The following is a 25430-nucleotide window of genomic DNA, read 5'->3' on the forward strand; positions in this document are numbered from 1 at the left end:
GGTCTCCTTGGTTAATTCAACGGGTCTTCAGTTCTTCCTGAGCTTGCCGACGAGTTGCTGGCCCAGGATCGCGACCTGCCTTGCACCATGCGGCACGAGGTAGATGACGAGGAACAACAGCACGCCGAACACCGCGCCGGAGAGGCCCTTGGAGATGCTCTCGGCCATGTTCGGCACGAAGATGATGAAGGCCGCACCGACGAACGAGCCGGGCAGCCAGCCGACGCCGCCGACGACCATGCCGAGGAACAGCGAGATCGCGAGCGTGATGGTGTAGCTGTCGGGTGCGACGAACTGCACCGCGATGGCGCCGAGCGAGCCGGCAACGCCGGTGATGCCGGCGGACACGCCGAACGCCAGCGTCTTGTACAGCGCGACGTTGACGCCCATCGAGGAGGCCGCGATCTCGTTGTCGCGGATCGCCATGAAGGCGCGGCCGGAGCGGGAGCGCAACAGGTTCACCGAGAAGATGTAGATCAAGACCGTCACGATGAGCGTGAAATAATAGAGCCACATGTCCTGCGACATCGGCAGGCCGAACGGCGCGTCCGGCTTGGTGACGACGAGGCCCTGCACGCCGCCGGTCCAGTGCTCGAGGAAGTTCAGCTTGAGCAGCTGCGGCATCGCGGTCGCGAGCGCGAAGGTCGCGAGCGCGAGATAGACGCCGGACAGCCGCAGCGCCGGCTTGCCGAACAAATAGCCGAACGCGAAGCAGACCGCAGCGGAGATCGGAATGGTCAGCGCGTAGTTGATGTTGGCGTGCTCCATCAGCACGGCCGAGGTATAGGCGCCGACGGCGTAGAACGCGCTCTGGCCGAGCGAGAACTGGCCGCTTCCGCCGGTCAGGATGTTCAGCGCCAGCACCGCGAGCCCGTAGATCAGGAGCATCGTCATCTGGAAGATGATGAAGTTCTTGACGAACATCGGCACGATCAACAGCGCCGCCAGCACCACCAGCGAGGTGCCGGTGCCCAGCGTCATGGCCCGCTTCGGAACCGCCTCGACCGCCTCGTGGCCTTCGGCGACGACTTCTTCTGCTGCGCTCATGATCAAACTCGCTTGACGATGTGCCGGCCTAACAGACCAGCGGGTTTGACGACCAGGACGGAGATGATCAGCGCGAGCGCGATCGGGAGCTTCAGCTCGTTGCCGACGCCCGGGATGTAGGTGCCGGCGAGATTCTCGAAGACGCCGACCAGGAAGCCGCCGACCACGGCGCCCAACGGGCTCGACAGTCCGCCGAGCACCGCCGCGGCGAAGCCGTAGATCAGGACGCCGCCCATCATGTTGGGCTCGAGGAACACGACAGGGGCGATCAGCATGCCGGCGATCGAGCCGATCGCGGTCGCCATGCCCCAGCCGAGCGCGATCATCCAGCTGGTGTTGATGCCGACGAGGCGGGCCGATTCAGGCACCGACGCGGCCGCGCGCATGGCGAGACCGATGCGGGTGTACTGGAAGAAGAAATAGAGCCCGAGCAACAGCAGCACGGTGACGCCGATCATGCCGGCCTGGTGGGTCGAGATCAGCTGGCTGCCGAGGAACGGCGCGGAGCCGAACGGCGTCGGATATTGTTTGATGGTGAAGTCCCAGATCAGGCCGGCCGACGAGTTGATGATCGCAAACAGCGCGATGAAGCCGGCGACGTTGGTCAGCACCGGTGCCTTGGCGAGCGGCTTGAACAGGATGCGCTCGATCGCGATGCCGGCAACGAAGGAAAATGCCAGCGTGATCAGGAAGGCGGCCCAATAGGACACGCCCCACTGCATCAGCTGCCACGAGATGAAGGTCGAGAACATCGCCATCTCGCCCTGCGCGAAGTTGAGATGGTCGATGGCCTGGTAGATCATGACCACGGCAAGCGCCATGCAGGCGTAGATCGCGCCCGTGGCGATGCCGGCCAGGACCTGGTTGGTGAACAGCTCCATTGTCCCGGCTCCCTCAGTAACCCAGATAGGATTTGCGGATTTCTTCGTTGTTCGCGATGTCCTTGGCCTTGCCGGACATCACGATGCGGCCGGTCTCGATCACATAGGCCTGGTCGGCGAGCTCGAGCGCCAGCTGGGCGTTCTGCTCGACCACCAGGATCGACACCTTGTCCTCGCGGTTGATCTTGCCGAGGATGCCGAACAGATCGCGCACCACCAGCGGCGCGAGGCCGAAGGAGGGCTCGTCGAGCAGCATCAGCCGCGGCCGCAGCATCAGGGCGCGGGCGACCGCGAGCATCTGCTGTTCGCCGCCGGAGAGCGTGCCGGCCTGCTGGGTGTGGCGCTGCTTCAAGACCGGGAAATGCGCGTACATGCGCTCGATGTCGGAGACGATGCCGGCGCTGTCCTTGCGGGTGATGGCCCCGAGCTGGAGATTCTCCTCCACCGTCATGGTGGTGAAGGTGCCGCGGCCCTGCGGCACATGGGCGATGCCGAACCGCACGATGTTCTCGGTCGAGCGGTTATTCAGCGGCTTGCCGTCGAACTCGATCGCACCGGTGGAGCGCACCATGTTGCAGATCGCGCGCAGCGTCGTGGTCTTGCCGGCGCCGTTGGCGCCGAGCAGCGTCACGAGCGAGCCCTCGTTGAGCGAGAAGGACAGCCCGTGGAGCGCCTGGACCTGACCGTAATAGGCACGCAGGTCCTTGACGTTGAGCAGCGTCGTCATTGGTCCTTGCTCCCGAGATAGGCCTTGATGACGTCCGGGTCGGCTTGCACCTGAGCGGGCGTACCTTCCGCGAGCTTCTTGCCGAAATTCAGCGCGACGACGTGGTCGGCGATCGACATCACGAGGCCCATATGGTGCTCGACTAGCAGCACGGTCATGTGGCGCTCGTTGCGGATGCGGCGGATGAGGTCGCCGAGCACGTGGACTTCCTCGTGATTGAGGCCGCCGGCGGGCTCGTCGAGCAGCAGGATCTTCGGGTCCGCCGCCAGCGCGCGCGCCAGCTCGACCCGCTTCTGCGTGCCGAAGGGCAGGCCGGAGACGATGGTGTGCGCGACGTCCTCGAGGTCGAGATAGGCGAGGATCTCGTGGACCTTCTTGTTGACCGCGGTCTCGCTGCGGCGGACCCAGGCAAGCTTCAAGGAGTCGCTGATGATGTCGCTGGAGGTGCGGGCATGCGCGCCGACGCGGACGTTGTCCATCACCGACAAGTTCGGGAACAGAGCCACGTTCTGGAAGGTGCGGCCGATGCCGATCTCGGCGATCCGGTGCGGCGGCCGCGACAGGATGCTCACGCCCTCCATCAGGATGTCGCCGGACGACGGCTGGTACAGCCGCGACAGACAGTTGAACAGCGTGGTCTTGCCGGCGCCGTTCGGGCCGATCAAGCCGAGGATCTGGCCCTTGTGCATGTCGAAGGACACGCCGTTGAGCGCGACGATGCCGCCGAACACGACGCTGACGTCGCGAACCGCGAGCAGGGGCGATGTACCCTGCGCGAGCTGTGCCTGCGTCATCTCGTCTCGCTCACGTCATTCAGTGAGCGATGGGGCGATCCGAGCCGCTCCCGGTGATGACAAAGGCTATCTGAATCCCTCGGCCACACGCGCAACTTTTCCTCCTGATTTCAGCTTTTTGCCGATGTCTTTTTTTGAATGCGGCATCAGACCCCCGAGCGCCGCTTCGATGTTCCTTACCATCGCTAGGAGACGCGGTCCAATGTCGTTGATCAAGCGCTCTTCCGTGAAACGGAATGCGGGCGCGCCGCAATTGAATGCGTATGGTCCGGTTCCGTCGTTGAGCTTGAGCGCGACACCGGCCGCGCCGATGTCGTCGTGCCAGTCGCCGACCGAAATCGCAAAGCCGTATTTCGCGACGGTCTCGCCGGAACGTTCCAATCCCTCGCGCATCTTCGGCCAGCGGCTGCCGTAATGTTCGCGCAGGATGCGCGACACGTCAGCGCGACCTTCGTCGTCGAGCGCCCAGAAATAGGCGCGGCCCATCGCGCTGGTTGCAATCGGCACGCGCGAGCCGACGTCGAGTTGAACGCCGACGGTCTCGCTGCCGCGGCTCTGCCCGAAATAGATCATGCTGTGGCGGTCACGGCCGCCGACGGCGACGGCGCCGCCGGTCGCGCGCATCACTTCCTCGCGGAACGGCTCGGACAAATGCCGAACGCCCAGATTGGCCAGCGCCGCGTAGCCGAGCGACATCGCTGCAGGTGCGAGCTGGTACTTCTCGAACCGGGGAACCGGCGTCAGATAGCCGAGCTTGGTCAGCGTGTAGGTCAGGCGCGACACGGTGGGCTTGGGCAGATTGGTGCGCGAGGCAATCTCCTGATTGCCGAGCAGGCCGTCATTGGGGTGGAACGCGCGCAATACTTCCAGTCCGCGGGAAAGCGCGACGACGAAATTCCGATCGGTCGCGGTCTTCTTTCCTGTACGCTTCATCCCTGATCTGCTTCTTGCGCGGAGTCGTTGACAACGTCCGTGCTTCAAAATAACCCTGCCGTCAAGATGCGGAATTAAATTCCGCACCGCGAAATCGAACAAAAGTAAATCCCCACCAAGGAGGGACACCGTGAGCGAAGTGGTCAAGCTTGAGCATCATGACGAAGTCGGGATCGTCACGGTCAACAGCCCGCCGGTCAACGCGCTGAGTGCCGCAGTCCGCGGTGGGATCCTCGAGTGCATCAAGGCGGCGATCGCCGATCCCGCCATCAAGGGCATCGTGCTGACCTGCGCCGGCCGCACCTTCATCGCCGGGGCCGACATCACCGAGTTCGGCAAGCCGCCGAAGCCGCCCGCCCTCAACGACGTGCTGTCCGAGATCGAAAATTCGCCCAAGCCGGTCGTTGCCGCCATCCACGGCACCGCGCTCGGCGGCGGCCTCGAGGTCGCGCTGGCCTGCCATTTCCGCGTCGCGGTGAAAGAGGCCAAGCTCGGCCTGCCCGAGGTCAAGCTCGGCCTGTTGCCCGGCGCCGGCGGCACGCAGCGCCTGCCGCGTGCGGTCGGGCCCGAGCTTGCGGTCAAGATGATCGTCGGCGGCGACCCGATCGGGGCGGCGGAAGCGCTGAAGAACGGCCTGATCGAGGAGATCATCGAGGGGCCGGCCTCCGGCGGCGAAGCCTTCGTGCGCAAGCTGCTGGCGGAGAAGCGCCCGCTGCGCCGTCTGCGCGACGACGATTCCAAGCTCGCGGCGGCCAAGGCCGACCGCTCCATCTTCACCAATGCGGTTGCGGCAATGACCAAGAAGTCGCGCGGCCTGGAGGCGCCGTTCGCGGCGGCCGATGCCGTCGGCTACGCCATTGACCTGCCCTTCGACGAAGGCCTGAAGAAGGAGCGCGAGGGCTTCCTCAAGCTCGTCGCCAGCGACCAGTCCAAGGCGCAGCGCTACGCCTTCTTCGCCGAGCGCGAGGCCAACAAGATCGCGGGCGTTCCTGAAGGCACCAAGCCGCGGCCCGTCAACCGCGTCGCCATTCTCGGCGCCGGCACCATGGGCGGCGGCATCGCGATGTCCTTTGCCAATGCCGGCGTGCCCGTCACCCTGATCGAGACCGGCGAAGAGCAGCTCAAGCGCGGCATGGGCATCATGCAGAAGAACTGGGAAGCGACCGCCGCGCGCGGCGGCATCCCGGCCGATGCGCCCGCCAAGCGCATGGCGCTGATCGACGGCAAGGTCGGCATCGAGAATGTCGGCGATGCCGACCTCGTCATCGAGGCCGTATTCGAGACCATGGCGGTGAAGAAGGAGGTGTTCGGCAAGCTCGACCAGTACGCCAAGCCCGGCGCCGTGCTCGCCTCCAACACCTCCTATCTGAACATCGACGAGATCGCCAAGGCGACCAAGCGTCCGCAGGACGTGCTCGGCATGCATTTCTTCTCGCCGGCAAACGTCATGAAGCTGTGCGAGATCGTGCGCGCCGACAAGACTGCGCCGGATGCGCTGGTGACTGCGGTGTCGATCGCGCGCAAGATCGCGAAGGTGCCGGCCGTGGTCGGCGTCTGCGACGGCTTCGTCGGCAACCGCATGCTGGCGCAGCGCGGCAAGCAGTCCGAGAAGCTCCTGTTCGAAGGCGCGTTGCCGCAGCAGGTCGACGCCGTCGTGACGAAGTTCGGCATGCCGATGGGGCCGTTCGCAATGGGCGACCTCGCCGGTCTCGACATCGGCTGGCGCTCGCGCAAGGACCGCGGCATCAAGTCGGAGATCGCGGACGCGCTCTGCGAAGCCGGCCGCTTCGGCCAGAAGACCGGCAAGGGTTACTACAAGTACGAGCAGGGTTCTCGCGCGCCGCTCCCTGACCCCGATGTCGAGAAGCTGATCGACGAGACCTTGCTGCGTCTCGGCCGCAAGAAGCGCGTCGTCAGCGACGAGGAGATCCTCGAGCGCATGATGTATCCGATGATCAACGAGGGCGCGAAGATCCTCGAAGAGGGCATCGCCGCGCGTCCCAGCGACATCGACGTGGTCTGGCTCTACGGCTACGGCTGGCCGATCTATCGCGGCGGCCCGATGTTCTGGGCCGACAGCGTCGGCCTGAAGCACATCGCCGATCGCCTGGCCTTCTACGCCAAGGAGACCAACGACCCCAGCCTCGAGCCCGCCCCGCTGCTGAAGAAGCTCGCGGCGGAGGGCAAGACGTTCGCCTCGCTCGCGGCCGAGTCGAAAGCGGCGTGATGGCCGCTTCGTCTCAACCTTTGTCATTCCGGGATGCGCCGCAAGGCGCAGGCCCGGAATCCATAACCCCAGCTGGTGGCTATGGATTCCGGGCTCGCGACTTCGTCGCGCCCCGGAATGACGGTCTGTGTTAGTTTGCTCGCTCAAGCAATCAAGAAAATGACCCATCCCGGCGAACAGTTTTATCCCGAGGGCGTGCGGTGGGACGACACCATCGTCCAGGGCACCCTGCCGGATCTCCTCTCGAAGGCCGCCGCCGATTATGGCACGCGCACCGCGCTGGAGTTCCGCGACCGACCGATCAGCTACACCGAACTCGCAGCTCAGGCCGATCGCGCCGCCGCGGCGTTCCTGCGCGCCGGGTGCGGCAAGAACAGCTCGGTCGCGCTGTTCCTCGGCAACACGCCCGATCACCCCGTCAACTTCTTCGGCGCGCTGAAGGCCGGCGGCCGCGTCGCGCATCTGTCGCCGCTCGACGGCGAGATCGCGCTGACGCACAAGATCACCGATTCCGGCTCGCGTGTGCTCGTCACCTCCAACCTCCAGGCCCTGCTGCCGACCGCGCTGAAATTCCTGGAGAAGGGCCTGATCGACAAGCTCGTCGTCTGCGAGGACGATCATTGGGGCAAGGTCGGCACGCCGCAGGCGGCGATCCCCGACGATCCCCGCATCGTCACCTTCAAGACCTTCGTCGAGGGCGCCGCCGCGCCTGCGCAATGGCCTGTTGTCGCGGCCGATGACGTCGCGCTGCTGCAATATACCGGCGGCACCACCGGCCTGCCCAAGGGCGCGATGCTCACCCACGGCAATCTCACCTCGGCGGTGTCGATCTACGACGTCTGGGGCAAGCCGGCGCGCGCCGCCCGCGGCGACGTGATCGAGCGCGTGATCTGCGTGCTGCCGCTGTTCCACATCTACGCGCTGACCGTGGTGCTGTTGTCCTCGCTTCGGCGCGGCAATCTGATCTCGCTGCATCAGCGCTTCGACGTCGAAGCCGTGATGCGCGACATCGAGGTGAAGCGTGCGACCTATTTCCCGGGCGTTCCGACGATGTGGATCGCGATCGCCGCGCTGCCCGATCTCGACAAGCGCGACTTCTCCTCGCTCGTCACCATCGGCTCCGGCGGCGCGCCGCTGCCGGTGGAGATCGCGAGCTTCTTCGAGCGCAAGGTCGGCAAGAAGCTGCGCAGCGGCTGGGGCATGACCGAGACCTGCTCGCCCGGCACCGGCCATCCGCCCACGGGTCCCGAGAAGCCCGGCTCGATCGGCCTGATGCTGCCCGGCATCGAGCTCGACGTCGTCGCGCTCGACGATCCCAGACGCGTGCTGCCGCCGGGCGAGATCGGGGAGATCCGCATCAAGGGCCCGAACGTCACCAAAGGCTACTGGAACAAGCCGGCAGGATCGACCGAGGCCTTCGTCGACGGCCGCTTCCTCACCGGCGACATCGGCTATGTCGACACCGACGGCTACTTCTTCCTGGTCGACCGCAAGAAGGACATGATCATCTCCGGCGGCTTCAACGTCTATCCGCAGATGATCGAGCAGGCGATCTACACCATTCCGGGCGTGCACGAGGTGATCGTGCTCGGCATTCCCGACCCGTATCGGGGCGAGGCCGCAAAGGCCTTCATCAAGCTGAGGCCGGACGCAAAGCCGTTCTCGCTCGACGAATTGCGCGCGCAGCTCGCCGGCAAGCTCGGCAGGCACGAGCTGCCGGCCGCGGTCGAATTCGTCGATGACCTGCCGCGCACGCCGGTCGGGAAATTGTCGCGCCACGAATTGCGCCAGCAGCAGAAACCGTCACAATCCACGACAACCGCATCAGGAGGTCGCTCTTGACCGACGCCGTCATCGTTTCCACCGCCCGCACCCCGATCGGCAAGGCCTATCGCGGCGCGCTCAACGCCACCGAGGGCGCAACGCTGCTCGGCCACGCCATCGGCGAAGCGGTCGCCCGCGCCAAGATCGATCCGAGGGAGGTCGAGGACGTCGTGATGGGCGCAGCGCTGCAGCAGGGCGCGACCGGCGGCAACATCGCGCGCAAGGCGCTGCTGCGCGCCGGCCTTCCCGTCACCGTCGCCGGCACCACGATCGACCGGCAGTGCGCCTCGGGCCTGCAGGCGATCGCGCTCGCGGCGCGCTCGGTGATCTTCGACGGCGTCGAGATCGCGGTCGGTGGCGGCGGCGAGTCGATCAGCCTCGTGCAGAACGACAAGATGAACGGCTTCCACGCCCAGGATCCGGCGCTGCTCAAGATCAAGGGCGAGGTCTACATGCCCATGATCGACACGGCGGAAGTCGTCGCCAAGCGCTACGGCATCTCGCGCGAACGCCAGGACGAATATTCGCTGGAGAGCCAGCGCCGCACCGCGGCCGCGCAGCAGGGCGGCAAGTTCAAGGACGAGCTCGCCCCGATCACGACGCAGATGGCGGTCACCGACAAGGCGACGGGCGCCGTCTCGATGAAGGAAGTCACGCTGTCGCAGGACGAGGGCCCGCGCCCCGAGACCACGATCGAAGGCCTTGCCGGCCTGAAGGCCGTGCGCGGGGAGGGTTTCACCATCACCGCCGGCAATGCCAGCCAGCTTTCCGACGGCGCCAGCGCCTCCGTGATCATGAGCGACAAGGAAGCCGCCAAGCGCGGCCTTGCGCCGCTCGGCATTTTCCGCGGCTTCGTCTCGGCCGGCTGCGAGCCGGACGAGATGGGCATCGGTCCGGTCTTCGCCGTGCCGCGCCTCTTGAAGCGCCACGGCCTCACCGTCGACGACATCGGCCTCTGGGAGCTGAACGAAGCCTTCGCGGTGCAGGTGCTGTATTGCCGCGACAAGCTCGGCATCGACCCCGAGAAGATCAACGTCAACGGCGGCGCGATCTCGGTCGGCCATCCCTACGGCATGTCCGGCGCGCGCCTCACCGGCCACGCTCTGATCGAAGGCCGCCGCCGCAAGGCCAGGTACGCGGTCGTCACCATGTGCGTCGGCGGCGGCATGGGCGCGGCCGGGCTGTTCGAAGTTTTGCAGTAATTCACAGGAGGATCCGATGGATCTCGCATTCACGAAAGAAGAGCAGGCGTTTCGCGACGAAGTGCGGCAGTTCTTCCGCGACAACGTGCCGCCGGATACGCGGCGCAAGCTGGTCGAGGGCCGTCATCTCTCCAAGGACGAGATGGTGACGTGGTGGCGCATCCTCAACAAGAAGGGCTGGGGCGTCAGCCATTGGCCGAAGGAATATGGCGGAACGGGGTGGACCTCCGTGCAGCACTACATCTTCAACGAGGAGCTGCAGTCCTATCCGGCGCCGCAGCCGCTCGCCTTCGGCGTCAGCATGGTCGGCCCCGTCATCTACACCTTCGGCAACGAGGAGCAGAAGAAGAAGTACCTGCCGCGCATCGCCAATGTCGACGATTGGTGGTGCCAGGGTTTTTCGGAGCCCGGCTCCGGCTCCGACCTCGCTTCGCTGAAGACGAAGGCCGAGCGCCGTGGCGACAAGTGGATCATCAACGGCCAGAAGACCTGGACCACGCTCGCCCAGCACGCCGACATGATCTTCTGCCTCTGCCGCACCGACAACAACGCCAAGAAGCAGATGGGCATCTCCTTCATCGTGTTCTCGATGAAGTCGAAGGGCGTCACCGTGCGCCCGATCCAGACCATCGACGGCGGCCGTGAGGTCAACGAGGTCTTCTTCGACGACGTCGAGGTGCCCTACGAGAACCTGATCGGCGAGGAGAACAAGGGCTGGGACTACGCCAAATTCCTGCTCGGCAACGAGCGCACCGGCATCGCCCGCGTCGGCGTCTCCAAGGAGCGCATCCGCCGCATCAAGGATCTGGCGTCGAAGGTCGAATCCGCCGGCAAGCCGATCATCCAGGATCCCGCCTTCCGCGAGAAGCTGGCGGCCTGCGAGATCGAGCTGAAGGCGCTCGAGCTGACCCAGCTGCGCGTCGTCGCCGATGAAGGCAAGCACGGCAAGGGCAAGCCCAATCCGGCCTCGTCGGTGCTGAAGATCAAGGGCTCCGAGATCCAGCAGACCACCACCGAGCTCTTGATGGAAGTGATCGGCCCGTTCGCCGCGCCCTACGACGTGCACGGCGACGACGGCTCGAACGAAGCCATGGACTGGACCGCCCAGATCGCGCCGAGCTACTTCAACAACCGCAAGGTCTCGATCTACGGCGGCTCCAACGAGATCCAGCGCAACATCATCGCCAAGGCGGTGCTGGGGCTGTGAATCAACAATGACGCTGTCGTCCCCCGCGAAGGCGGGGGACCCAGTACGCCGCGGCGGTCGTGAGTACAGCCGGCGGCTGCGTTTACTGGATCCCCGCCTTCGCGGGGATGACGTCTGAGGGTGAGGACGACGGCAGGACAATTCCCGCCGATTTGGAGAAAAACATGGATTTTGATCTGTCCGAGGAGCAGCGGCTTCTCAAGGAAAGCATCGACGGCCTGCTGACCGATTCCTACGATTTCGAGCAGCGCAAGAAGTACATGGCGGAGAAGGGCGGCTGGAGCAAAACGGTCTGGCTCAAGCTCGCCGAGCAGGGTCTTTTGGGCCTGCCCTTCAGCGAGGCCGACGGCGGCTTCGGCGGCGGCGGCGTCGAGACCATGATCGTGATGGAGGCGCTCGGCAAGGCGCTGGTGCTGGAGCCGTATCTGGCCACGGTCGTGATCGGCGGCGGCTTCCTGCGTCATGCCGGCACCGATGCGCAGAAGGCCGCGCACGTGCCGGGGATCATCGACGGCAGCAAGACGCTCGCCTTCGCCCAGCTCGAGAAGAACTCGCGCTATGATCTGTTCGACGTCACCACGACCGCGAAGAAGAAGGGCGACGGCTACGTGATCGACGGCGAAAAGTTCGTCGTGCTCAACGGCGAGAACGCCGACACCCTGATCGTCACCGCACGCACCAAGGGCGACCGCCGCGACAAATCAGGCATCGGCGTGTTCCTGGTCCCGGCCAATGCCAAGGGCGTCGCCAGGAAGTCCTATCCCACGCAAGACGGCCTGCACGCCGCCGACATCACCTTCACCGGTGTCGAGGTCGCACCTGATGCCGTGCTCGGCAACCCCGAGGATTCGCTCGCGCTGATCGAGCGTGTCGTGGACGAGGCCCGCGTCGCGCTCTGCGCCGAAGCGGTCGGCCTGATGGACGAATCGCTCAAGACCACGGTCGAGTACATCAAGACGCGCAAGCAGTTCGGCGTCGCGATCGGCTCGTTCCAGTCGCTGCAGCACCGCGCCTCCGACATGTTCGTCGCCACCGAGCAGGCGCGCTCGATGTCGATGTTCGCGACCATGGCTGGTGATTTCGAGGACGCCAAGGAGCGCAGCAACGCGATCGCCGCGGCCAAGGTGCAGATCGGCAAGTCGCTGAAGTTCGTCGGCCAGCAATCGATCCAGCTCCACGGCGGCATCGGCATGACCATGGAGGCGAAGATCGGCCACTACTTCAAGCGCCTCACCATGATCGAAAACACCTTTGGCGACACCGACTACCACCAGCGCCGCGTCGCCGATGCGGGCGGGTTGATCTGACGCCTTGGCGTCATCCCGGGGCATCAAGAGGCGATGGTCCCGTGATCTCTCCACATCGTCATTGCGAGCGAAGCAAAGCAATCCAGGATCCTTCCGTTGAGGCAGTCTGGATTGCTTCGTCGCTTCGCTCCTCGCAATGACGGAAGCCGTTGAAGCATCGAGAACACCAAATGCAAAACACCCCGTTCGATCTCACCGGCAAGGTCGCCGTGGTCACCGGCTCCAGCCGCGGCATCGGCCGCTCCTCCGCCGAGCTGCTCGCCAGGCTCGGGGCCAAGGTCGTGGTCTCCTCGCGCAAGGCGGAGGCCTGCAAGGAGGTCGCCGACGGCATCAATGCGGCCGGCGGTGACGCCATCGTCATCCCCTGCAACATCGCGCGCAAGGCCGAGGTCGAGGCGCTGATCGCAGGCGCCACGAAGCATTACGGCAAGATCGACATCCTGGTCTGCAACGCCGCGGTCAACCCGTATTACGGCCCGCTGCTCGACATCACCGACGAAGCCTTCGACAAGATCATGGGAAGCAACGTCAAGAGCAACATCTGGCTCGCCGCGCTCGCGATCCCTGAGATGGCCGAGCGCGGCAAGGGCTCGGTGATCATCATCTCCTCGATCGGCGGCCTGCGCGGCTCCACCGTGATCGGCGCCTACGGCATCTCCAAGGCCGCCGACTTCGCGCTGTGCCGTTCGCTCGCCGGCGAATGGGGCCCGAAAGGCGTCCGCGTCAACTGCATCGCGCCCGGCCTCGTCAAGACCGACTTCGCCCGCGCGCTCTGGGAAGACGAAGCCAATTTGAAGCGCCGCACCGCCACCACGCCGCTGCGCCGCATCGGCGAGCCCGACGAGATCGCCGGCGCCGTCGCCTACCTCGCCTCCGACGCCTCGAGCTTCATGACCGGCCAGACCATCGTCATCGATGGCGGAGTCACGACCGCGGCGGTGTAGCCCCGCGCGCCGCCAGCGCGCCCTCGATGGCGCGCACCACGATCAGGGCGGACCGCTCGTCGAGATGCACGCCGTCGGCCCAGCGCAGCTCGCCGATCGGCGGATGGATCGGCAGCCAGCGCCCGCCATCCGGGAAGGCCGTGTGGACGATCGCCTTGCTCATCCTGACCATGCGGGACTCCTCGATCTCCGCCGCGAAGGGAATCTCGAGCAGCAAGGCGCGCGATCCCCGCCGCTCGATCTCGTCGATGAGCGCCTTGATGCGCGCCACATTCACCCGCGCCGCAACCGTTGGGTCCTCGTCGTTCATCTGTTGCACAGCGCGGTCGAGATGGATCTTGTTGTCGAAAGTGCTCGGTGGCTCGCCGAGCAGGCGATCCCGCGCCGCGCGCGCCTCCGCGGGGCTTGGCGGGGTGTGATTCCAGGTCTCGTAGGCGGCCACCGCCGTTCGCACCGGGCGCAGGAACCGCGCATCGTTGTCCGCGCCGCCGGAGAATTTTTCGATCAGCGCGTCGTCCGGCAGGCGCGTGAGCACATTGGCCTCGATCAGGACGATCTTCGGCAGGCTTTTCTGCCTTGCGATGATCTCCAGGCTCGTCACCGGCGAGCCGCCGGCCAGCGCCAGGTTGCGGATGCGGGGCAACGAGAAATATTCCTCCTTCAGGCGCCACGCGACCGAGCTGCCGACCAGCACGATGTCAGGCGTGGGCTCCCGGACATAGCGGTTGAGGGTGACGAGGCTGCCGTCGCGCGTGGTGACGGCCGGCTGCTGCAGGGCCGAGCCGAAGCGCGCGGTGGCGAGGCCGCAGGCGAGCAGCAGCATCGCGGCGCCGCCGGCGCACCTGATCATCCACGAAAGTGTCGTATCCTGCCGCATGGTCAGAACTGGAAGTAGATGAAGGCGCTGTCGGGCCCGGCTTCGAGATAGGCCAGCGCCGCCAGCGCACCATAGAGATACGGCTCCCATCGCCGCAACCGGCCGTCGACGAGCGCGCCGATGCCGGCATGCTGGATGATCACCGGCAGCGCGTAGAGCAGGGCGAGATTATAGAACAGCTTCGGCGGATTGGGCGCGTCCGTCGCGATGAACATGCCCTTGAGGTAGCTGATCGCGTGGTCGAAATTCGGCAGCTTGAAGAAGATCCAGAGCATCGTGACGCAGAAGAACACGACGCCCATCCGGACGACGCGCAACGCAGGACTGCTATCTCCGAGAAGCTTCAGGAACGGCCGCTCGATGGCGAGCAGCAGCCCGTGCGCCATGCCCCACAGCGCGTAGCTCAGGCTCGCGCCATGCCAGAGCCCGCCGAGCGTCATCACGATCATCAGGTTGAGATAGGTGCGCAAGCCCCCGTGCCGGTTGCCGCCAAGGGGAATGTAGAGATAGGTCCTGAGCCAGCTCGACAGCGAGATGTGCCAGCGCGTCCAGAACTCCGAGAACGATGTCGAGATGTAGGGCAGGTTGAAGTTCACGGGCAGCCGATAGCCGAACAAGAGGCCGAGGCCGAGCGCGATCCCGGAATAGCCGAAGAAGTCGGCGTAGATCTGGTAGCTGTAGAGGAACACGAGCAGCCAGCGGTCCTGCGTGCGCAGCGTCTCGTGGAGCGGGAAGTCCATGTAGGACGTCATCTCGTTGAGATTGTTCGCCACATACAGCTTGAAGAAATAGCCGACGAGAATCCATTTTGCGGCCTCGATGAAGGCGACGTCACTGATCCGCTTCGGCACGATCTGCGGCATGAACTGGGCCGCGCGGGTGATCGGGCCGGACACCAGCTGCGGGAAGAAGATGATGTAGAGGAAGACCTCGCGCAGGCTTGCGGTGCGTTTCTCGCGCGTCAGGTCGACCAGCAGGCTGATGTTGTGAAACACGAAGAACGAGATGCCGATCGGCAGCGGCAGCCGCAGCAGGAAGTCGAGCGGCGCGACGCCGGTCAGGTGGCTTGCGGTGGCATCGACGAACAGGAACTTGTATTTGAAGAACGCCAGCAGGCCGAGGTTGAAGACGATGCCGGCCGGCATCCACACGGCCCGGTTCTCGAACGCCAGCACCAGGCAGACATGGGTTCCGATCACCGCGACCAGCAGCAGCGGCAGCAGCTCGGGCTGGCCGAACCCGTAGAAGAACACGCTCGCGGCCACCAGCAGCTGCACCTGGAAGCCGCGCAGCGGCGGCAGGTAATAAGCGCCGAACACGGCCGCCACGAAGACGCCGAACTGAAAGGAGGTGAAAGTCATGCCGCCCCATTGGCCCGACATGGCATTTAGCATTTTGGTCGAGATGGTCATAGCCTTGTCGGCTCTGCCGGGACGCGACTTCTGGTTGCCGGCGTGACGGGCGTCGCTTACCCTCCCCTGGAGGGGGACGGGGTGGGGTGAAGCCAAGGCAATGGTCTCAACATCAATCCGACGTAACGCCGCGAAAGAGCTGAGGGCGAATACAACCCCACATGAGCGCATCTTGTGGCGAGCCCTCAAAGAATTACCGATGGATGGCTCACACTTCCGCCGGCAAGCGCCGATCGGTCCGTACGTCGTGGACTTCTTCTGCCCCGCCAAGCGTCTCATCATCGAGCTCGATGGCGGCCACCACAATGAAGACCATACGGACACACGCGATCTCGAACGCCAACGCTGGCTCGAACACGAAGGCTACCGCGTCATCCGGTTTTGGAATTCGGAGATCACGACCGATCTGACCGCGGTGATGGAGCGTATCTATGTCGAGCTGTACGGATCGCGCGAGGCAGAAGCGACACCCTTAAAGCACCGCCGAACCTAGCGGCTCGCGCGACCCTTCTCTTACCCTCCCCCGGAGGGGGGAGGGTCGGTTCGCATGCAGCGAAGCGGAATGCGAACCGGGGTGGGGTGACAGACCATCCGCGAGCGCAGTGCTCCTGAATGAACGGAAAAGCCTTCGGCGGAACAAATGTGAGACCGCCTTTGTGGCTTCACCCCACCCCGCTCGCGCTGCGCGCGAGCGACCCTCCCCCTCCAGGGGAGGGTAAGTAAGCGTGGCACCCGACGCATCCAATCTTGACCTTCTGCCTCCAATCCGCTCCCTTTGGCCCGACACAACGACCCCTCCGGGAAACGCCAAGAACACATCCAAGAAAACATCAAGGTAAGCCGCCATGTCTTTCGTCCTCGCCATCGACCAGGGCACCACCTCTTCGCGCGCGATCGTGTTTCGCGGCGATATTTCCATCGCCGCCAAGGCGCAGGCCGAGTTTCCGCAGCATTTTCCGGCCTCGGGCTGGGTCGAGCACGAGCCCGAGGACATCTGGACCTCGACCGTGATGGTCTGCCGCGAGGCGATCGAGCACGCCGGCATCACCGCAAAGGACATCGCCGCGATCGGCATCACCAACCAGCGCGAGACCACCGTGGTGTGGGACCGCGCCACCGGCCAGGCCGTGCACCGCGCCATCGTCTGGCAGGACCGCCGCACCGCCGACATCTGCGCAAAATTGAAAGCAGAAGGCCGCGAGCCGGTGATCTCGCAGAAGACCGGCCTGATCATCGACCCCTATTTTTCCGGCACCAAGGTCGCCTGGATCCTCGACCACGTCCCGGGCGCCCGGGCGCGCGCCGCGCGCGGCGAATTGATGTTCGGCACCATCGATTGCTACCTGCTCTGGCGCCTCACTGGCGGCAAGGTGCACGCCACCGACGCCACTAATGCCTCGCGCACGCTGCTGTTCAACATCCACACCGGCGAATGGGACGACGAGCTCTTGGCGATCATCGGCGTGCCGCGCTCGATGCTGCCCGAGGTGAAGGATTCCTCTGCCCGCTTCGGCGAGAGCACGCCGGACCTGTTCGGCGGCCCCATCGCGATCTCCGGCATCGCCGGCGACCAGCAGGCCGCCACCATCGGCCAGGCCTGCTTCCGCCCGGGCATGATGAAGTCCACCTACGGCACCGGCTGCTTTGCGCTGCTCAACACCGGCACCACGCCGGTCATGTCCAAGAACAAGCTGCTCACCACCGTTGCCTATCAGCTCGATGGCAAACGCACCTACGCGCTCGAAGGCTCGATCTTCGTCGCCGGCTCCGCGGTGCAATGGCTACGCGACGGCGTCGGCATCATCAAGCATGCCGCCGAGACCGGACCTCTTGCCGATCAATCGGATTCCATGCAGAGCGTTTATCTCGTCCCCGCCTTCGTCGGCATGGGCGCGCCCTATTGGAATCCGCGCGTCCGCGGCGCGCTGTTCGGACTCACCCGCAACACCGGCCCCGCCGAGCTCGCCCATGCGGCGCTGGAGAGCGTCTGTTATCAGACCTTCGACCTCTGGGCCGCGATGCGCGCGGACTGGCCGAGCTCGGAAACCGCCAGCGTCGTGCTCCGCGTCGACGGCGGCATGACCGCCTCCGACTGGACCATGCAGCGCCTCGCCGATCTCCTGGATGCACCGGTCGATCGCCCCGTGATCCAGGAGACCACGGCGTTAGGGGCCGCCTATCTCGCCGGCCTCAATGCGGGCGTCTATCCCGAGCCGACCAAATTCGCCGACAATTGGCGCCTCGAGCACCGCTTCAAGCCGAACATGAGCCAGGCGACGCGCGAGCGGAAACTCGCCGGCTGGGCACGCGCGGTGAAGGGCGTGCTGGCGAGCGACGAGGGGGAGGGATAGGCGTAGGCGTAGGTAGGCACAGCGTCGCAGCTCGATGCCGCGAGGCGTGCTCAACTGCCTTCACGTCGTCATTGCGAGGAGCTCTTGCGACGAAGCAATCCAGACTGCCTCCGCGGAAAGATTCTGGATTGCTTCGCTACGCTCGCAATGACGGAGTGTGGCGCTGCTCTGGTGCCTCAAACGGCGCCGCCCGCTCGCCCACAACGAAAGAAGCAAGAATCATGATCGTTCCCGACGGCTATTCCGACGTCCCGAACGGCAAGATCGCCGCAATCGTCACCCATCTGGAGATGACCGCACCTCCCGCGCGCCGCGACGATCCGCCGGGAAACTGGTCCCTGCGTAAGGTCGATGCGCCCGGGCTTCCCTGGTACCGCGATCTCTATCGCCGCGTCGGCGAGAACTGGCTGTGGCTGGCGCGGCCGCATCTGACCGACACCGAACTCGCCGCAATCATCCATGCGCCCGGCGTCGAGGTCTATGCCCTCGTCGAGGATGGGCGCGATGAAGGCTTTCTGGAGCTGGATTTCCGCGAACCCGGCCAGTGCGAGGTGGTCTATTTCGGCGTCACCGCCGGCCTGATCGGAACGGGTGCCGCCCGCTTCCTGATGAACCGCGCGCTGGAGATCGCATGGTCACGCGACCTCTGCCGCCTCTGGCTGCACACCTGCACTTTCGATCATCCCGGGGCGGTGGCCTTCTATCAGCGCACCGGCTTCCACCCCTTCCGCCGCCAGATCGAAATCGACGACGACCCACGCCTCGACGGGAGATCGCCGCGAGATGCGGCGAAGCACGTGCCGATCATCGAGTAGTGTGCGGCTGCCTCCTCACCGTCATTGCGAGGAGCCCTTGCGACGAAGCAATCCAGAATGTCTGCACGAAGAGTTTCTGGATTGCTTCGCTGCGCTCGCAATGACGAAGTGCTGCGCTGACGTCAATCTTCTGATTAGCACATCAAAGGGCGGCGGCGCCGTACTGGATGGCGCACAGCAAAGTCCGGGACCTGCTTTTCCGCATGCAATGGGCCTACGATCTCAAAACACCTCCTGCTTCCCCCGCGCCAGCGAAAACCCCCGCTGCATCGCATTGAAGCACGTCAGCCCGCTCTCCTCCGACCGGCACGTGAATCCCCCGCGCTGCCACACCTCGCCATAGGCCAGCACCGGCAGCGAGGGATCCATCACGGTGTCGCCGGCGCAGATGCGGCTTGCGGCGCCCTTCGCGCTCATCTCGAAGGCGTGGCCCCAGTCGAGCTCGCAATCGGCGGGCCGACGCGGGCGCGCGTCCATGTTCATGATGTCGCAGCGGAGCACGCCTTGTCCATTGTCGGTGAAGAACTGGCAGGCGATGTTCCTCGACGGTGTCAGAAAGCCGGTCGGGCGGTCGTCGATCTGGCGGTTCTGGGCGTGGGTGGCACCGATTATCGGCAGCAGGATCGCTATCAGGATCAGTCCGCGCGGTGCCGTCATGTCATTCCCACTCAGCTATCGAAATTCACCGCCGTCGTGTTGGCGCCGCAGACCAAAATCGCGAGACGCTCGGCAGGCGAAGGACGATAGCGGCCGGAGAGCACCGCGGCAAAGGCGGCGGCGCCGCCGGGCTCGGCCACGAGGCGCAAGTGCGACCACAGCGCCGCCTGGGCCTGCCGGATCGCATCGTCGCTGACCAGGACGACGCGCTCGACATGGGCCCGCGCGACCGGAAACATCAGCTCGCCGACGCGCCGCGGCGCAAGGCTGTCGGCGGCGATGCCGCCGCCCGGCGCATCGACCGGCGCGCCCGCCTCGAACGCGGCGTGCAGGGTGGGCGATTGTTCCGGCTCGACCGCGACGATGCGCGTCCGGCCGGCGTACCACGCCGCAATGCCGCCGATCAGCCCGCCGCCGCCGACCGCCACCAGCAGCGTGTCGATGCCGGGCGCATCCTGCTCCAATTCCAGTCCGACACTGCCCTGGCCGAGCAGGGTCTCGGCCTGATCGTAGGCATGGACGGCCAGCGCGCCGGTCTGGGCGACATGCGCCTCGCTCGCGGCGAGCGCATCGGCGTAGCGGCTGCCCGCGATCACGAGCTTTGCGCCGTAAGTCCTGATCCGCTCGGCCTTGGCCGGCGAGGTGATGTCGGGCACGAAGATCGTGGCGGCAATGCCGAGCCGCCGCGCCGCATAGGCGACGGCCGCGCCGTGATTGCCGCCGGATGCGGCGACGACACCGGCCTGCGGCACCTGCCGCAGCAACAGATTGGCGAAGGCGCCGCGCGCCTTGAACGATCCGGAATGCTGCAGCATCTCGAGCTTGAAGGTGACGGGCGCTGCCGGCAGGCCGAAATCGGCGAGATCGGCCTGAACAAGCGGCGTGCGCCTGATATGCGGACGGATGACCGGCTCGGTCGCCGCAATCCGCTCCCGATTGATGTCCATTGTCGCTGTCATGATACCGTCCAGGATAGCCCAAGGGAGCGTTGACATCAATTAGCTAATTAGCAAAATGGCTAAATGAAATTTGCCGTCGCCTTGCGCGCGCTCGCCAACGAACGCCGCCTGCAGATCCTGGAATGGCTGCGGGATCCGCGGCGGCATTTTCGCGAGCAGGAAGATGGCGACTTGGTCGAGGACGGCGTCTGCGGATTGCTGATCGCCGAAAAGCTCGGGGTCAGCGCGCCGACATTGAGCGAGCACATGCGGGTGCTGACGGCAGCCAAGCTGGTGCGCGCCAAGCGCATCAAGCAATGGACGATGTACAAGCGCAACGAGACGGCCATCGCCGCGATCAAGCGCTCGATCCAGGACGGCCTTTGAGCGCAAGGCCGCCCGCGGACCTCGTTGCAGCCGGCGCAATGCTCCCTTTCCGAGATTTTTGTTGCGCCGCGCCGAGCCCGTCGTGGAGACTGATCGGCCCTGCCTTGTTCAATGATCGAGAAGAGCGAGAACCATGTTCCTGATCGGCCAATATGATTCCCCCTTCGTCCGCCGCGTCGCGATTGCGCTGCGGCTCTACGGGCTCGCCTTCGAGCACAAGCCGTGGTCGACCTTCGGCGATGCCGACAAGATCGCGCCCTACAATCCGTTGCGCCGCGTGCCGACCCTGGTGCTCGACGACGGCGAGGCGCTGATCGAGAGCATGATCATCCTGGATTATCTCGACGACCTCGTCGGGCCCGAGAAGGCCATGCTGCCGCGCGGCGGCACCGAGCGGCGCAAGTATTTGCGCATCTGCGCGCTCGCCTCCGGCCTCGGCGACAAGGCGGTCAGCCTGCTCTACGAGCGCGTGCTGCGGAAGGAGCAGCTCGCGCTGTGGGTCGAGCGCTGCCAGGCACAGATCGCGGACGTGCTGGAGGTGCTCGAGGCCGAGCGCGCCAAGGTGACGACGCCGTACTGGCTGGGGACACGCATCGGCCATGCCGACATTGCGGTAGCCTGCGTCGTTCGCTTCACCCGCGAAGCGCATCCGCAGCTGTTCGATGCGTCGCGCTATCCGGCGCTCGCGGCGCATGGCGAGCGTTGCGAGGCACTGGCCCCCTTCCAGGAGATCGTACAACCGCTGTCCCCGCCGAAGGGCTGAGGCCGTCTGTCATTCCGGGGCGCGCGAAGCGCGAGCCCGGAATCCATCGTGCAGCGGGAGATGAGGACAAATGGATTCCGGGTTCGCGCCAAGAGGCGCGCCCCGGAATGACGGCGCTGGGCCTGGCGAGAGTGTCGGACCGCTACAGCAGCCCGATGATGCAACACTACCCCTGTTTTGCCCGACGTCGCAACGCGTTTTTCGGCAAGGCCGAAATTGTTCAAGTCTTTCAACCCCATCGCTACTGTGCATGGGGTTGTTTTCTCAACTTTTGTTTTGCAGGCCCGCTTACCCCGCGCCGGCGCGCTTTTTCTGCCAGACGAGGTGCACCGCGCAGGTGCAGCCCGGCGGATGCGAGGCGAGATCTTTCGGCATCTCGTCGTTCGCCGGCGTGGCGGCGAAGGCCTTGTCCTGCGACGGGATGTAGTTCAGCACCGGCGCGAGCCAGCGCTCGGCTTCCGCTACCGTCATGCCCTTGCGCGCCGCGTAGTCCTCGACCTGATCGCGCTCGATCTTGCCGACGCCGAAATAATAGCTCTCGGGACTGGCGAAATAGAGCCCGGACACGCTGGAGCCCGGCCACATCGCAAAGCTCTCGGTCAGCTTCACGCCGGCGGTCGCCTCCGCATCGAGCAGCTCGAACAGTATCGCCTTCTCGGTGTGATCGGGCTGCGCGGGATAGCCGGGCGCGGGGCGGATGCCCTGGTATTTCTCCAGGATCAGCTCATCGTTGGAGAGCGCCTCGTCAGGTGCATAGGCCCAGAACTCGCGGCGCACGCGGGCATGCATGCGTTCGGCAAAGGCCTCGGCGAGGCGGTCGGCCAGCGCCTTGCACAGGATCGAGGAATAGTCGTCGTTGGCCATCTTGAAGCGGTCGGCAACGGCGTCCTCGCCGATCCCAGCGGTGACGACGAAGCCGCCGATGTAATCGGGCACGCCGGCCGGGGCGATGAAGTCGGACAGCGCCGCGTTGAAGCGGCCCTCGCGCTTCTCCAGCTGCTGGCGCAGCGTGTGCAGCGTCGCGATGCTCTTGGTCCGGCTTTCGTCGGCATAGAGCACGATGTCATCGCCTTGCGCATTCGCCGGCCAGAAGCCGATCGTCGCGCGCGCCCGGAACCACTTTTCCTTGACGATGGTGTCGAGCATCTTGCGCGCATCGTCATAGAGCGAGCGCGCGACCTCGCCGACCTTGGCGTCGTCGAGAATGGCAGGGAAGCGTCCGGCGAGCTCCCAGGTCTGGAAGAATGGCGTCCAGTCGATATAGGGCACGAGCTCGGCGAGATCATATTCGTCGAAGCTGCGGATGCCCAAGAAGGTCGGCTTCACCGGCTTGTTCGCGGCAAAGTCGACCGGCACGCGGTTGGCGCGGGCATCAGCGAGCTTCAGCCGCTTCTTGTCGGCCTGCGCGCGCAGATGCGCCTCCGAGATCTTGGCGTATTCGGCGCGCACCTCGGCCGCATAGGTCTCGCGTTTCTCCGGGGAGAGCAGTGCGGAGGCGACCCCGACGGCGCGGCTGGCATCGTTGACGTGCACGACGGGACCGGCGCGATAGCTCGGGTCGATTTTCACGGCGGTATGCACGCGGCTGGTGGTGGCGCCGCCGATCAAGAGCGGCAGCCTCAAGCCTTCACGCTGCAATTCGCCGGCGAAGAACGCCATCTCGTCGAGCGAGGGCGTGATCAGGCCCGAGAGCCCGACGATGTCGGCCTTCTCCGCCTTCACGGTCTCGACGATCTTCGCCGCCGGCACCATCACGCCGAGGTCGATCACCTCGAAATTGTTGCACTGGAGCACGATGCCGACGATGTTCTTGCCGATGTCGTGGACGTCGCCCTTCACCGTCGCGAGGACGATCTTGCCGGCGGACGAGGAGCCCTCGGTGCCGATGCCGCTCGCAAGGTTGCGCGCCTTCTCCTCCTCCATGAACGGCATGAGGTAGGCAACGGCCTGCTTCATGACGCGCGCGGACTTCACCACCTGCGGCAAAAACATCTTGCCGTCGCCGAAGAGGTCGCCGACCACGTTCATGCCGGCCATCAGCGGGCCTTCGATGACATCGAGTGGGCGCGAGGACTTCTTGCGGGCTTCCTCGGTGTCCTGCTCGATGAACTCGGTGTTGCCATGCACCAGCGAATGCGACAGCCGCTTCTCCACCGGCCATTCGCGCCAGGCGAGATCGGCTTCCTTGCTTTCCGTCTTCTTGCCGCGGAATTTCTCGGCGAGCGCCAGCAGGCGTTCGCTCGCGCCGGGGTCGCGATTGAGGACGACGTCCTCGCAGGTCTGGCGCAGCTCCGGATCGATGTCGTCATAGACGATCATCTGACCGGCATTGACGATGCCCATGTCCATGCCGGCCTTGATGGCGTGATACAGGAACACCGAGTGCATGGCTTCGCGCACCGGCTCGTTGCCGCGGAACGAGAACGACAGATTGGAGACGCCGCCCGAGACATGCGCGCCCGGCAGGTTCTGGCGGATCCAGCGCGTCGCCTCAATGAAGTCGACGCCGTAATTGTTGTGCTCCTCGATGCCGGTCGCGATCGCGAAGATGTTCGGATCGAAGATGATGTCCTCGGGCGGGAAGCCGACCTTGTTCACCAGGATGTCGTAGGCGCGCTTGCAGATCTCGGTCTTGCGCGCGAACGTATCGGCCTGGCCGACCTCGTCGAACGCCATGACGACGACGGCCGCGCCATGACGGCGGGCGATCTTCGCCTCGTGAATGAACTTCTCCTCGCCTTCCTTCATCGAGATCGAGTTCACGACCGGCTTGCCCTGCACGCATTTCAGGCCGGCCTCGATCACCGAGAATTTCGAGGAATCGACCATGACCGGCACGCGGGCGATGTCGGGCTCGGCGGCGACGAGGTTGAGGAAGGTCACCATCGCCGCTTCTGAATCGAGCAGGCCCTCGTCCATGTTGACGTCGATAATTTGCGCGCCGTTTTCGACCTGGTCGCGCGCGACCTGGAGCGCGGCGGTGTAGTCGCCGGCGGTGATCAGCTTGCGGAAACGCGCCGATCCCGTGACGTTGGTGCGCTCGCCGACATTGACGAAGGGAATCGCGTCGGTCAGCACGAAAGGCTCGAGGCCGGAGAGCCGCAGGCGCGGGTTGATCTCCGGCACGATGCGCGGCTTGTGCGGGGCGACCGCGGCCGCGATCGCGGCGATATGGTCCGGCGTCGTGCCGCAGCAGCCGCCGACGATGTTGACGAGGCCGTCGCGCGCGAACTCGCCGACGAGGCGGGCCATGTACTCCGGCGTCTCGTCATACTGGCCGAACTCGTTGGGCAGGCCGGCATTGGGATAGGCGCACACGAGCGTGTCGGCGACGCGGCCGATGTCGGCGATGTGCGCGCGCAGATCTTCGGCGCCGAGCGCGCAGTTGAAGCCGATGGTCACGGGCTTTGCATGCCGCACCGAATTCCAGAACGCTTCCGGCATCTGCCCCGACAGCAGGCGGCCGGACTTGTCGGTGATGGTGCCTGACACCATCACGGGCATGTCGATGCCGCGCTCTTCGGTGATCTCCGCGATCGCATAGAGCGCCGCCTTGGCGTTAAGCGTGTCGAAGATGGTCTCGACCAGCAACAGGTCGACGCCGCCGTCGATCAGGCCGCGGATCTGCTCGCCATAGGACTCGCGCAGATCGTCGAAGGTGACGGCGCGATAGCCGGGATTGGAAACGTCGGGCGAGATCGAGGCCGTGCGGTTGGTGGGACCGATTGCGCCGGCGACGAAGCGCGGCTTGCCGTCCTCGGCCGCGACGCGGCGGGCGGCATTGCCGGCTAGGCGGGCGCCCTCACGCGCCATCTCGTAGACGATGTCGGTGAGGTCGTAATCGGCCTGCGCGATCGAGGTCGTCGAGAAGGTGTTGGTCGCGACGATGTCGGCGCCGGCACGCAAGTAGGCCGCGTGGATGTCCTCGATCGCCCGCGGCTGCGTCAGGATCAACAGGTCGTTGTTGCCGCGCAGGTCGCGATGGAAGTTCTTGAAGCGTTCGCCGCGGAAGGCTTTCTCGTCGAGCTGCAGGTTCTGGATCATCGTGCCCATGGCGCCGTCGAGCACGAGGATGCGCTCGCGCGCGGCAGCAAGGAGAGCAGTTCGCTTCGGAGAGACGGTCACGGTCATTTTCTC

Annotated in this window: 21 protein-coding genes; 11 read left to right on the top strand and 10 right to left on the bottom strand. The window is 65.4% G+C overall.

All coding sequences use genetic code 11. The annotated features are described in order from the left end of the window. Positions 1-27 precede the first annotated feature (27 nt). The 5 genes from DCG74_RS11095 to DCG74_RS11115 form a co-directional block, all read right to left on the bottom strand. Positions 28-1047, bottom strand: coding sequence for a branched-chain amino acid ABC transporter permease (locus DCG74_RS11095; protein ID WP_172784952.1), 1020 nt, complete (start codon positions 1045-1047; stop codon positions 28-30). 2 nt (positions 1048-1049) lie between these two features. Beyond that, positions 1050-1928, bottom strand: coding sequence for a branched-chain amino acid ABC transporter permease (locus DCG74_RS11100; RefSeq protein WP_172784951.1), 879 nt, complete (start codon positions 1926-1928; stop codon positions 1050-1052). Positions 1929-1941: 13 nt separating this feature from the next. Then, positions 1942-2655 carry an ABC transporter ATP-binding protein gene (locus DCG74_RS11105; RefSeq protein ID WP_172784950.1) on the bottom strand — a complete coding sequence of 238 codons (714 nt, stop codon included), beginning with the start codon at positions 2653-2655 and terminating at the stop codon, positions 1942-1944. Next, the gene (locus tag DCG74_RS11110; RefSeq protein WP_172784949.1) at positions 2652-3449 is read right to left on the bottom strand and encodes an ABC transporter ATP-binding protein; all 798 of its coding nucleotides are present in this window, start codon (positions 3447-3449) and stop codon (positions 2652-2654) included. The genes DCG74_RS11105 and DCG74_RS11110 overlap by 4 nt, the downstream gene beginning before the upstream one ends. Before the next feature lie 66 nt (positions 3450-3515). After that, positions 3516-4382 (bottom strand): IclR family transcriptional regulator, encoded by an 867-nt coding sequence (locus DCG74_RS11115; protein ID WP_172784948.1) that lies wholly within the window; start codon positions 4380-4382, stop codon positions 3516-3518. Between the two features lie 130 nt (positions 4383-4512). Here DCG74_RS11115 and DCG74_RS11120 point away from each other — a divergent pair, with 130 nt between their 5' ends. The 6 genes from DCG74_RS11120 to DCG74_RS11145 all read left to right on the top strand — a co-directional run bounded on the left by DCG74_RS11120 (position 4513) and on the right by DCG74_RS11145 (position 13093). Further along, on the top strand, positions 4513-6609 hold the full coding sequence (locus tag DCG74_RS11120) for a 3-hydroxyacyl-CoA dehydrogenase NAD-binding domain-containing protein (protein WP_172784947.1): 2097 nt from the start codon (positions 4513-4515) through the stop codon (positions 6607-6609). 159 nt (positions 6610-6768) lie between these two features. Continuing rightward, a complete protein-coding gene (gene pimA, locus DCG74_RS11125) occupies positions 6769-8451 on the top strand; it encodes a dicarboxylate--CoA ligase PimA (protein WP_172784946.1) in 1683 nt (560 codons plus the stop codon). Next, positions 8448-9635, top strand: coding sequence for an acetyl-CoA C-acyltransferase (locus DCG74_RS11130; protein ID WP_172784945.1), 1188 nt, complete (start codon positions 8448-8450; stop codon positions 9633-9635). The genes pimA and DCG74_RS11130 overlap by 4 nt, the downstream gene beginning before the upstream one ends. Before the next feature lie 16 nt (positions 9636-9651). Further along, a complete protein-coding gene (gene pimC, locus DCG74_RS11135; protein WP_172784944.1) occupies positions 9652-10842 on the top strand; it encodes a pimeloyl-CoA dehydrogenase large subunit in 1191 nt (396 codons plus the stop codon). A 164-nt stretch (positions 10843-11006) separates the two neighbouring features. Further along, the gene (gene pimD, locus DCG74_RS11140) at positions 11007-12149 is read left to right on the top strand and encodes a pimeloyl-CoA dehydrogenase small subunit (protein ID WP_172784943.1); all 1143 of its coding nucleotides are present in this window, start codon (positions 11007-11009) and stop codon (positions 12147-12149) included. A gap of 170 nt (positions 12150-12319) precedes the next feature. Continuing rightward, positions 12320-13093, top strand: a complete 774-nt coding sequence (locus DCG74_RS11145) for an SDR family NAD(P)-dependent oxidoreductase (protein WP_172784942.1) — start codon at positions 12320-12322, stop codon at positions 13091-13093. On the opposite strand, the gene DCG74_RS11150 is transcribed toward DCG74_RS11145, so the two are convergent. Continuing rightward, on the bottom strand, positions 13074-13943 hold the full coding sequence (locus DCG74_RS11150) for a hypothetical protein (protein ID WP_172784941.1): 870 nt from the start codon (positions 13941-13943) through the stop codon (positions 13074-13076). The genes DCG74_RS11145 and DCG74_RS11150 overlap by 20 nt on opposite strands. A gap of 29 nt (positions 13944-13972) precedes the next feature. Further along, positions 13973-15382 (bottom strand): MBOAT family protein, encoded by a 1410-nt coding sequence (locus DCG74_RS11155; RefSeq protein WP_172784940.1) that lies wholly within the window; start codon positions 15380-15382, stop codon positions 13973-13975. A 100-nt stretch (positions 15383-15482) separates the two neighbouring features. Here DCG74_RS11155 and DCG74_RS11160 point away from each other — a divergent pair, with 100 nt between their 5' ends. The 3 genes from DCG74_RS11160 to DCG74_RS11170 all read left to right on the top strand — a co-directional run bounded on the left by DCG74_RS11160 (position 15483) and on the right by DCG74_RS11170 (position 18548). Further along, positions 15483-15875: an endonuclease domain-containing protein gene (locus DCG74_RS11160; protein ID WP_172784939.1), complete on the top strand. Its 393-nt coding sequence runs from the start codon at positions 15483-15485 to the stop codon at positions 15873-15875. A 352-nt stretch (positions 15876-16227) separates the two neighbouring features. Beyond that, positions 16228-17733: a glycerol kinase GlpK gene (gene glpK / locus DCG74_RS11165; protein ID WP_172784938.1), complete on the top strand. Its 1506-nt coding sequence runs from the start codon at positions 16228-16230 to the stop codon at positions 17731-17733. A 221-nt stretch (positions 17734-17954) separates the two neighbouring features. Further along, positions 17955-18548, top strand: coding sequence for an N-acetyltransferase (locus DCG74_RS11170; protein ID WP_172784937.1), 594 nt, complete (start codon positions 17955-17957; stop codon positions 18546-18548). A gap of 222 nt (positions 18549-18770) precedes the next feature. Here the strand turns inward: DCG74_RS11170 and DCG74_RS11175 are convergent, their stop codons facing one another. Continuing rightward, positions 18771-19205, bottom strand: coding sequence for a DUF6636 domain-containing protein (locus DCG74_RS11175; RefSeq protein WP_172784936.1), 435 nt, complete (start codon positions 19203-19205; stop codon positions 18771-18773). 11 nt (positions 19206-19216) lie between these two features. Next, the gene (locus DCG74_RS11180) at positions 19217-20200 is read right to left on the bottom strand and encodes a threonine/serine dehydratase (RefSeq protein WP_172784935.1); all 984 of its coding nucleotides are present in this window, start codon (positions 20198-20200) and stop codon (positions 19217-19219) included. Positions 20201-20227: 27 nt separating this feature from the next. Between DCG74_RS11180 and DCG74_RS11185 the strand changes: the two genes are divergently transcribed. Next, a complete protein-coding gene (locus tag DCG74_RS11185; RefSeq protein WP_057028173.1) occupies positions 20228-20530 on the top strand; it encodes a helix-turn-helix transcriptional regulator in 303 nt (100 codons plus the stop codon). Between the two features lie 133 nt (positions 20531-20663). Further along, complete coding sequence (locus DCG74_RS11190) at positions 20664-21293, top strand: glutathione S-transferase family protein (protein ID WP_172784934.1); 630 nt, start codon at positions 20664-20666, stop codon at positions 21291-21293. A gap of 288 nt (positions 21294-21581) precedes the next feature. Here DCG74_RS11190 and metH read toward each other — a convergent pair whose 3' ends face one another. Then, positions 21582-25424, bottom strand: a complete 3843-nt coding sequence (gene metH, locus DCG74_RS11195; protein WP_172784933.1) for a methionine synthase — start codon at positions 25422-25424, stop codon at positions 21582-21584. Positions 25425-25430 lie beyond the last annotated feature (6 nt).

It is taken from the genome of Bradyrhizobium sp. WBAH42 (genome assembly GCF_024585265.1).
Lineage (GTDB): Bacteria > Pseudomonadota > Alphaproteobacteria > Rhizobiales > Xanthobacteraceae > Bradyrhizobium.

What these genes read in the sequence shown, in the direction of transcription:
- DCG74_RS11115 (WP_172784948.1), bottom strand. Translation starts at nt 4,382, where the DNA reads ATGAAGCGTACAGGAAAGAAGACCGCGACCGATCGGAATTTCGTCGTC.
- DCG74_RS11110 (WP_172784949.1), bottom strand. Translation starts at nt 3,449, where the DNA reads ATGACGCAGGCACAGCTCGCGCAGGGTACATCGCCCCTGCTCGCGGTT.
- DCG74_RS11100 (WP_172784951.1), bottom strand. Translation starts at nt 1,928, where the DNA reads ATGGAGCTGTTCACCAACCAGGTCCTGGCCGGCATCGCCACGGGCGCG.
- DCG74_RS11175 (WP_172784936.1), bottom strand. Translation starts at nt 19,205, where the DNA reads ATGACGGCACCGCGCGGACTGATCCTGATAGCGATCCTGCTGCCGATA.
- pimA (WP_172784946.1), top strand. Translation starts at nt 6,769, where the DNA reads ATGACCCATCCCGGCGAACAGTTTTATCCCGAGGGCGTGCGGTGGGAC.
- DCG74_RS11160 (WP_172784939.1), top strand. Translation starts at nt 15,483, where the DNA reads ATGGTCTCAACATCAATCCGACGTAACGCCGCGAAAGAGCTGAGGGCG.
- DCG74_RS11180 (WP_172784935.1), bottom strand. Translation starts at nt 20,200, where the DNA reads ATGTCAACGCTCCCTTGGGCTATCCTGGACGGTATCATGACAGCGACA.
- pimC (WP_172784944.1), top strand. Translation starts at nt 9,652, where the DNA reads ATGGATCTCGCATTCACGAAAGAAGAGCAGGCGTTTCGCGACGAAGTG.
- metH (WP_172784933.1), bottom strand. Translation starts at nt 25,424, where the DNA reads ATGACCGTGACCGTCTCTCCGAAGCGAACTGCTCTCCTTGCTGCCGCG.
- pimD (WP_172784943.1), top strand. Translation starts at nt 11,007, where the DNA reads ATGGATTTTGATCTGTCCGAGGAGCAGCGGCTTCTCAAGGAAAGCATC.
- DCG74_RS11155 (WP_172784940.1), bottom strand. Translation starts at nt 15,382, where the DNA reads ATGACCATCTCGACCAAAATGCTAAATGCCATGTCGGGCCAATGGGGC.
- DCG74_RS11095 (WP_172784952.1), bottom strand. Translation starts at nt 1,047, where the DNA reads ATGAGCGCAGCAGAAGAAGTCGTCGCCGAAGGCCACGAGGCGGTCGAG.
- DCG74_RS11105 (WP_172784950.1), bottom strand. Translation starts at nt 2,655, where the DNA reads ATGACGACGCTGCTCAACGTCAAGGACCTGCGTGCCTATTACGGTCAG.
- glpK (WP_172784938.1), top strand. Translation starts at nt 16,228, where the DNA reads ATGTCTTTCGTCCTCGCCATCGACCAGGGCACCACCTCTTCGCGCGCG.
- DCG74_RS11145 (WP_172784942.1), top strand. Translation starts at nt 12,320, where the DNA reads ATGCAAAACACCCCGTTCGATCTCACCGGCAAGGTCGCCGTGGTCACC.
- DCG74_RS11185 (WP_057028173.1), top strand. Translation starts at nt 20,228, where the DNA reads ATGAAATTTGCCGTCGCCTTGCGCGCGCTCGCCAACGAACGCCGCCTG.
- DCG74_RS11170 (WP_172784937.1), top strand. Translation starts at nt 17,955, where the DNA reads ATGATCGTTCCCGACGGCTATTCCGACGTCCCGAACGGCAAGATCGCC.
- DCG74_RS11150 (WP_172784941.1), bottom strand. Translation starts at nt 13,943, where the DNA reads ATGATCAGGTGCGCCGGCGGCGCCGCGATGCTGCTGCTCGCCTGCGGC.
- DCG74_RS11190 (WP_172784934.1), top strand. Translation starts at nt 20,664, where the DNA reads ATGTTCCTGATCGGCCAATATGATTCCCCCTTCGTCCGCCGCGTCGCG.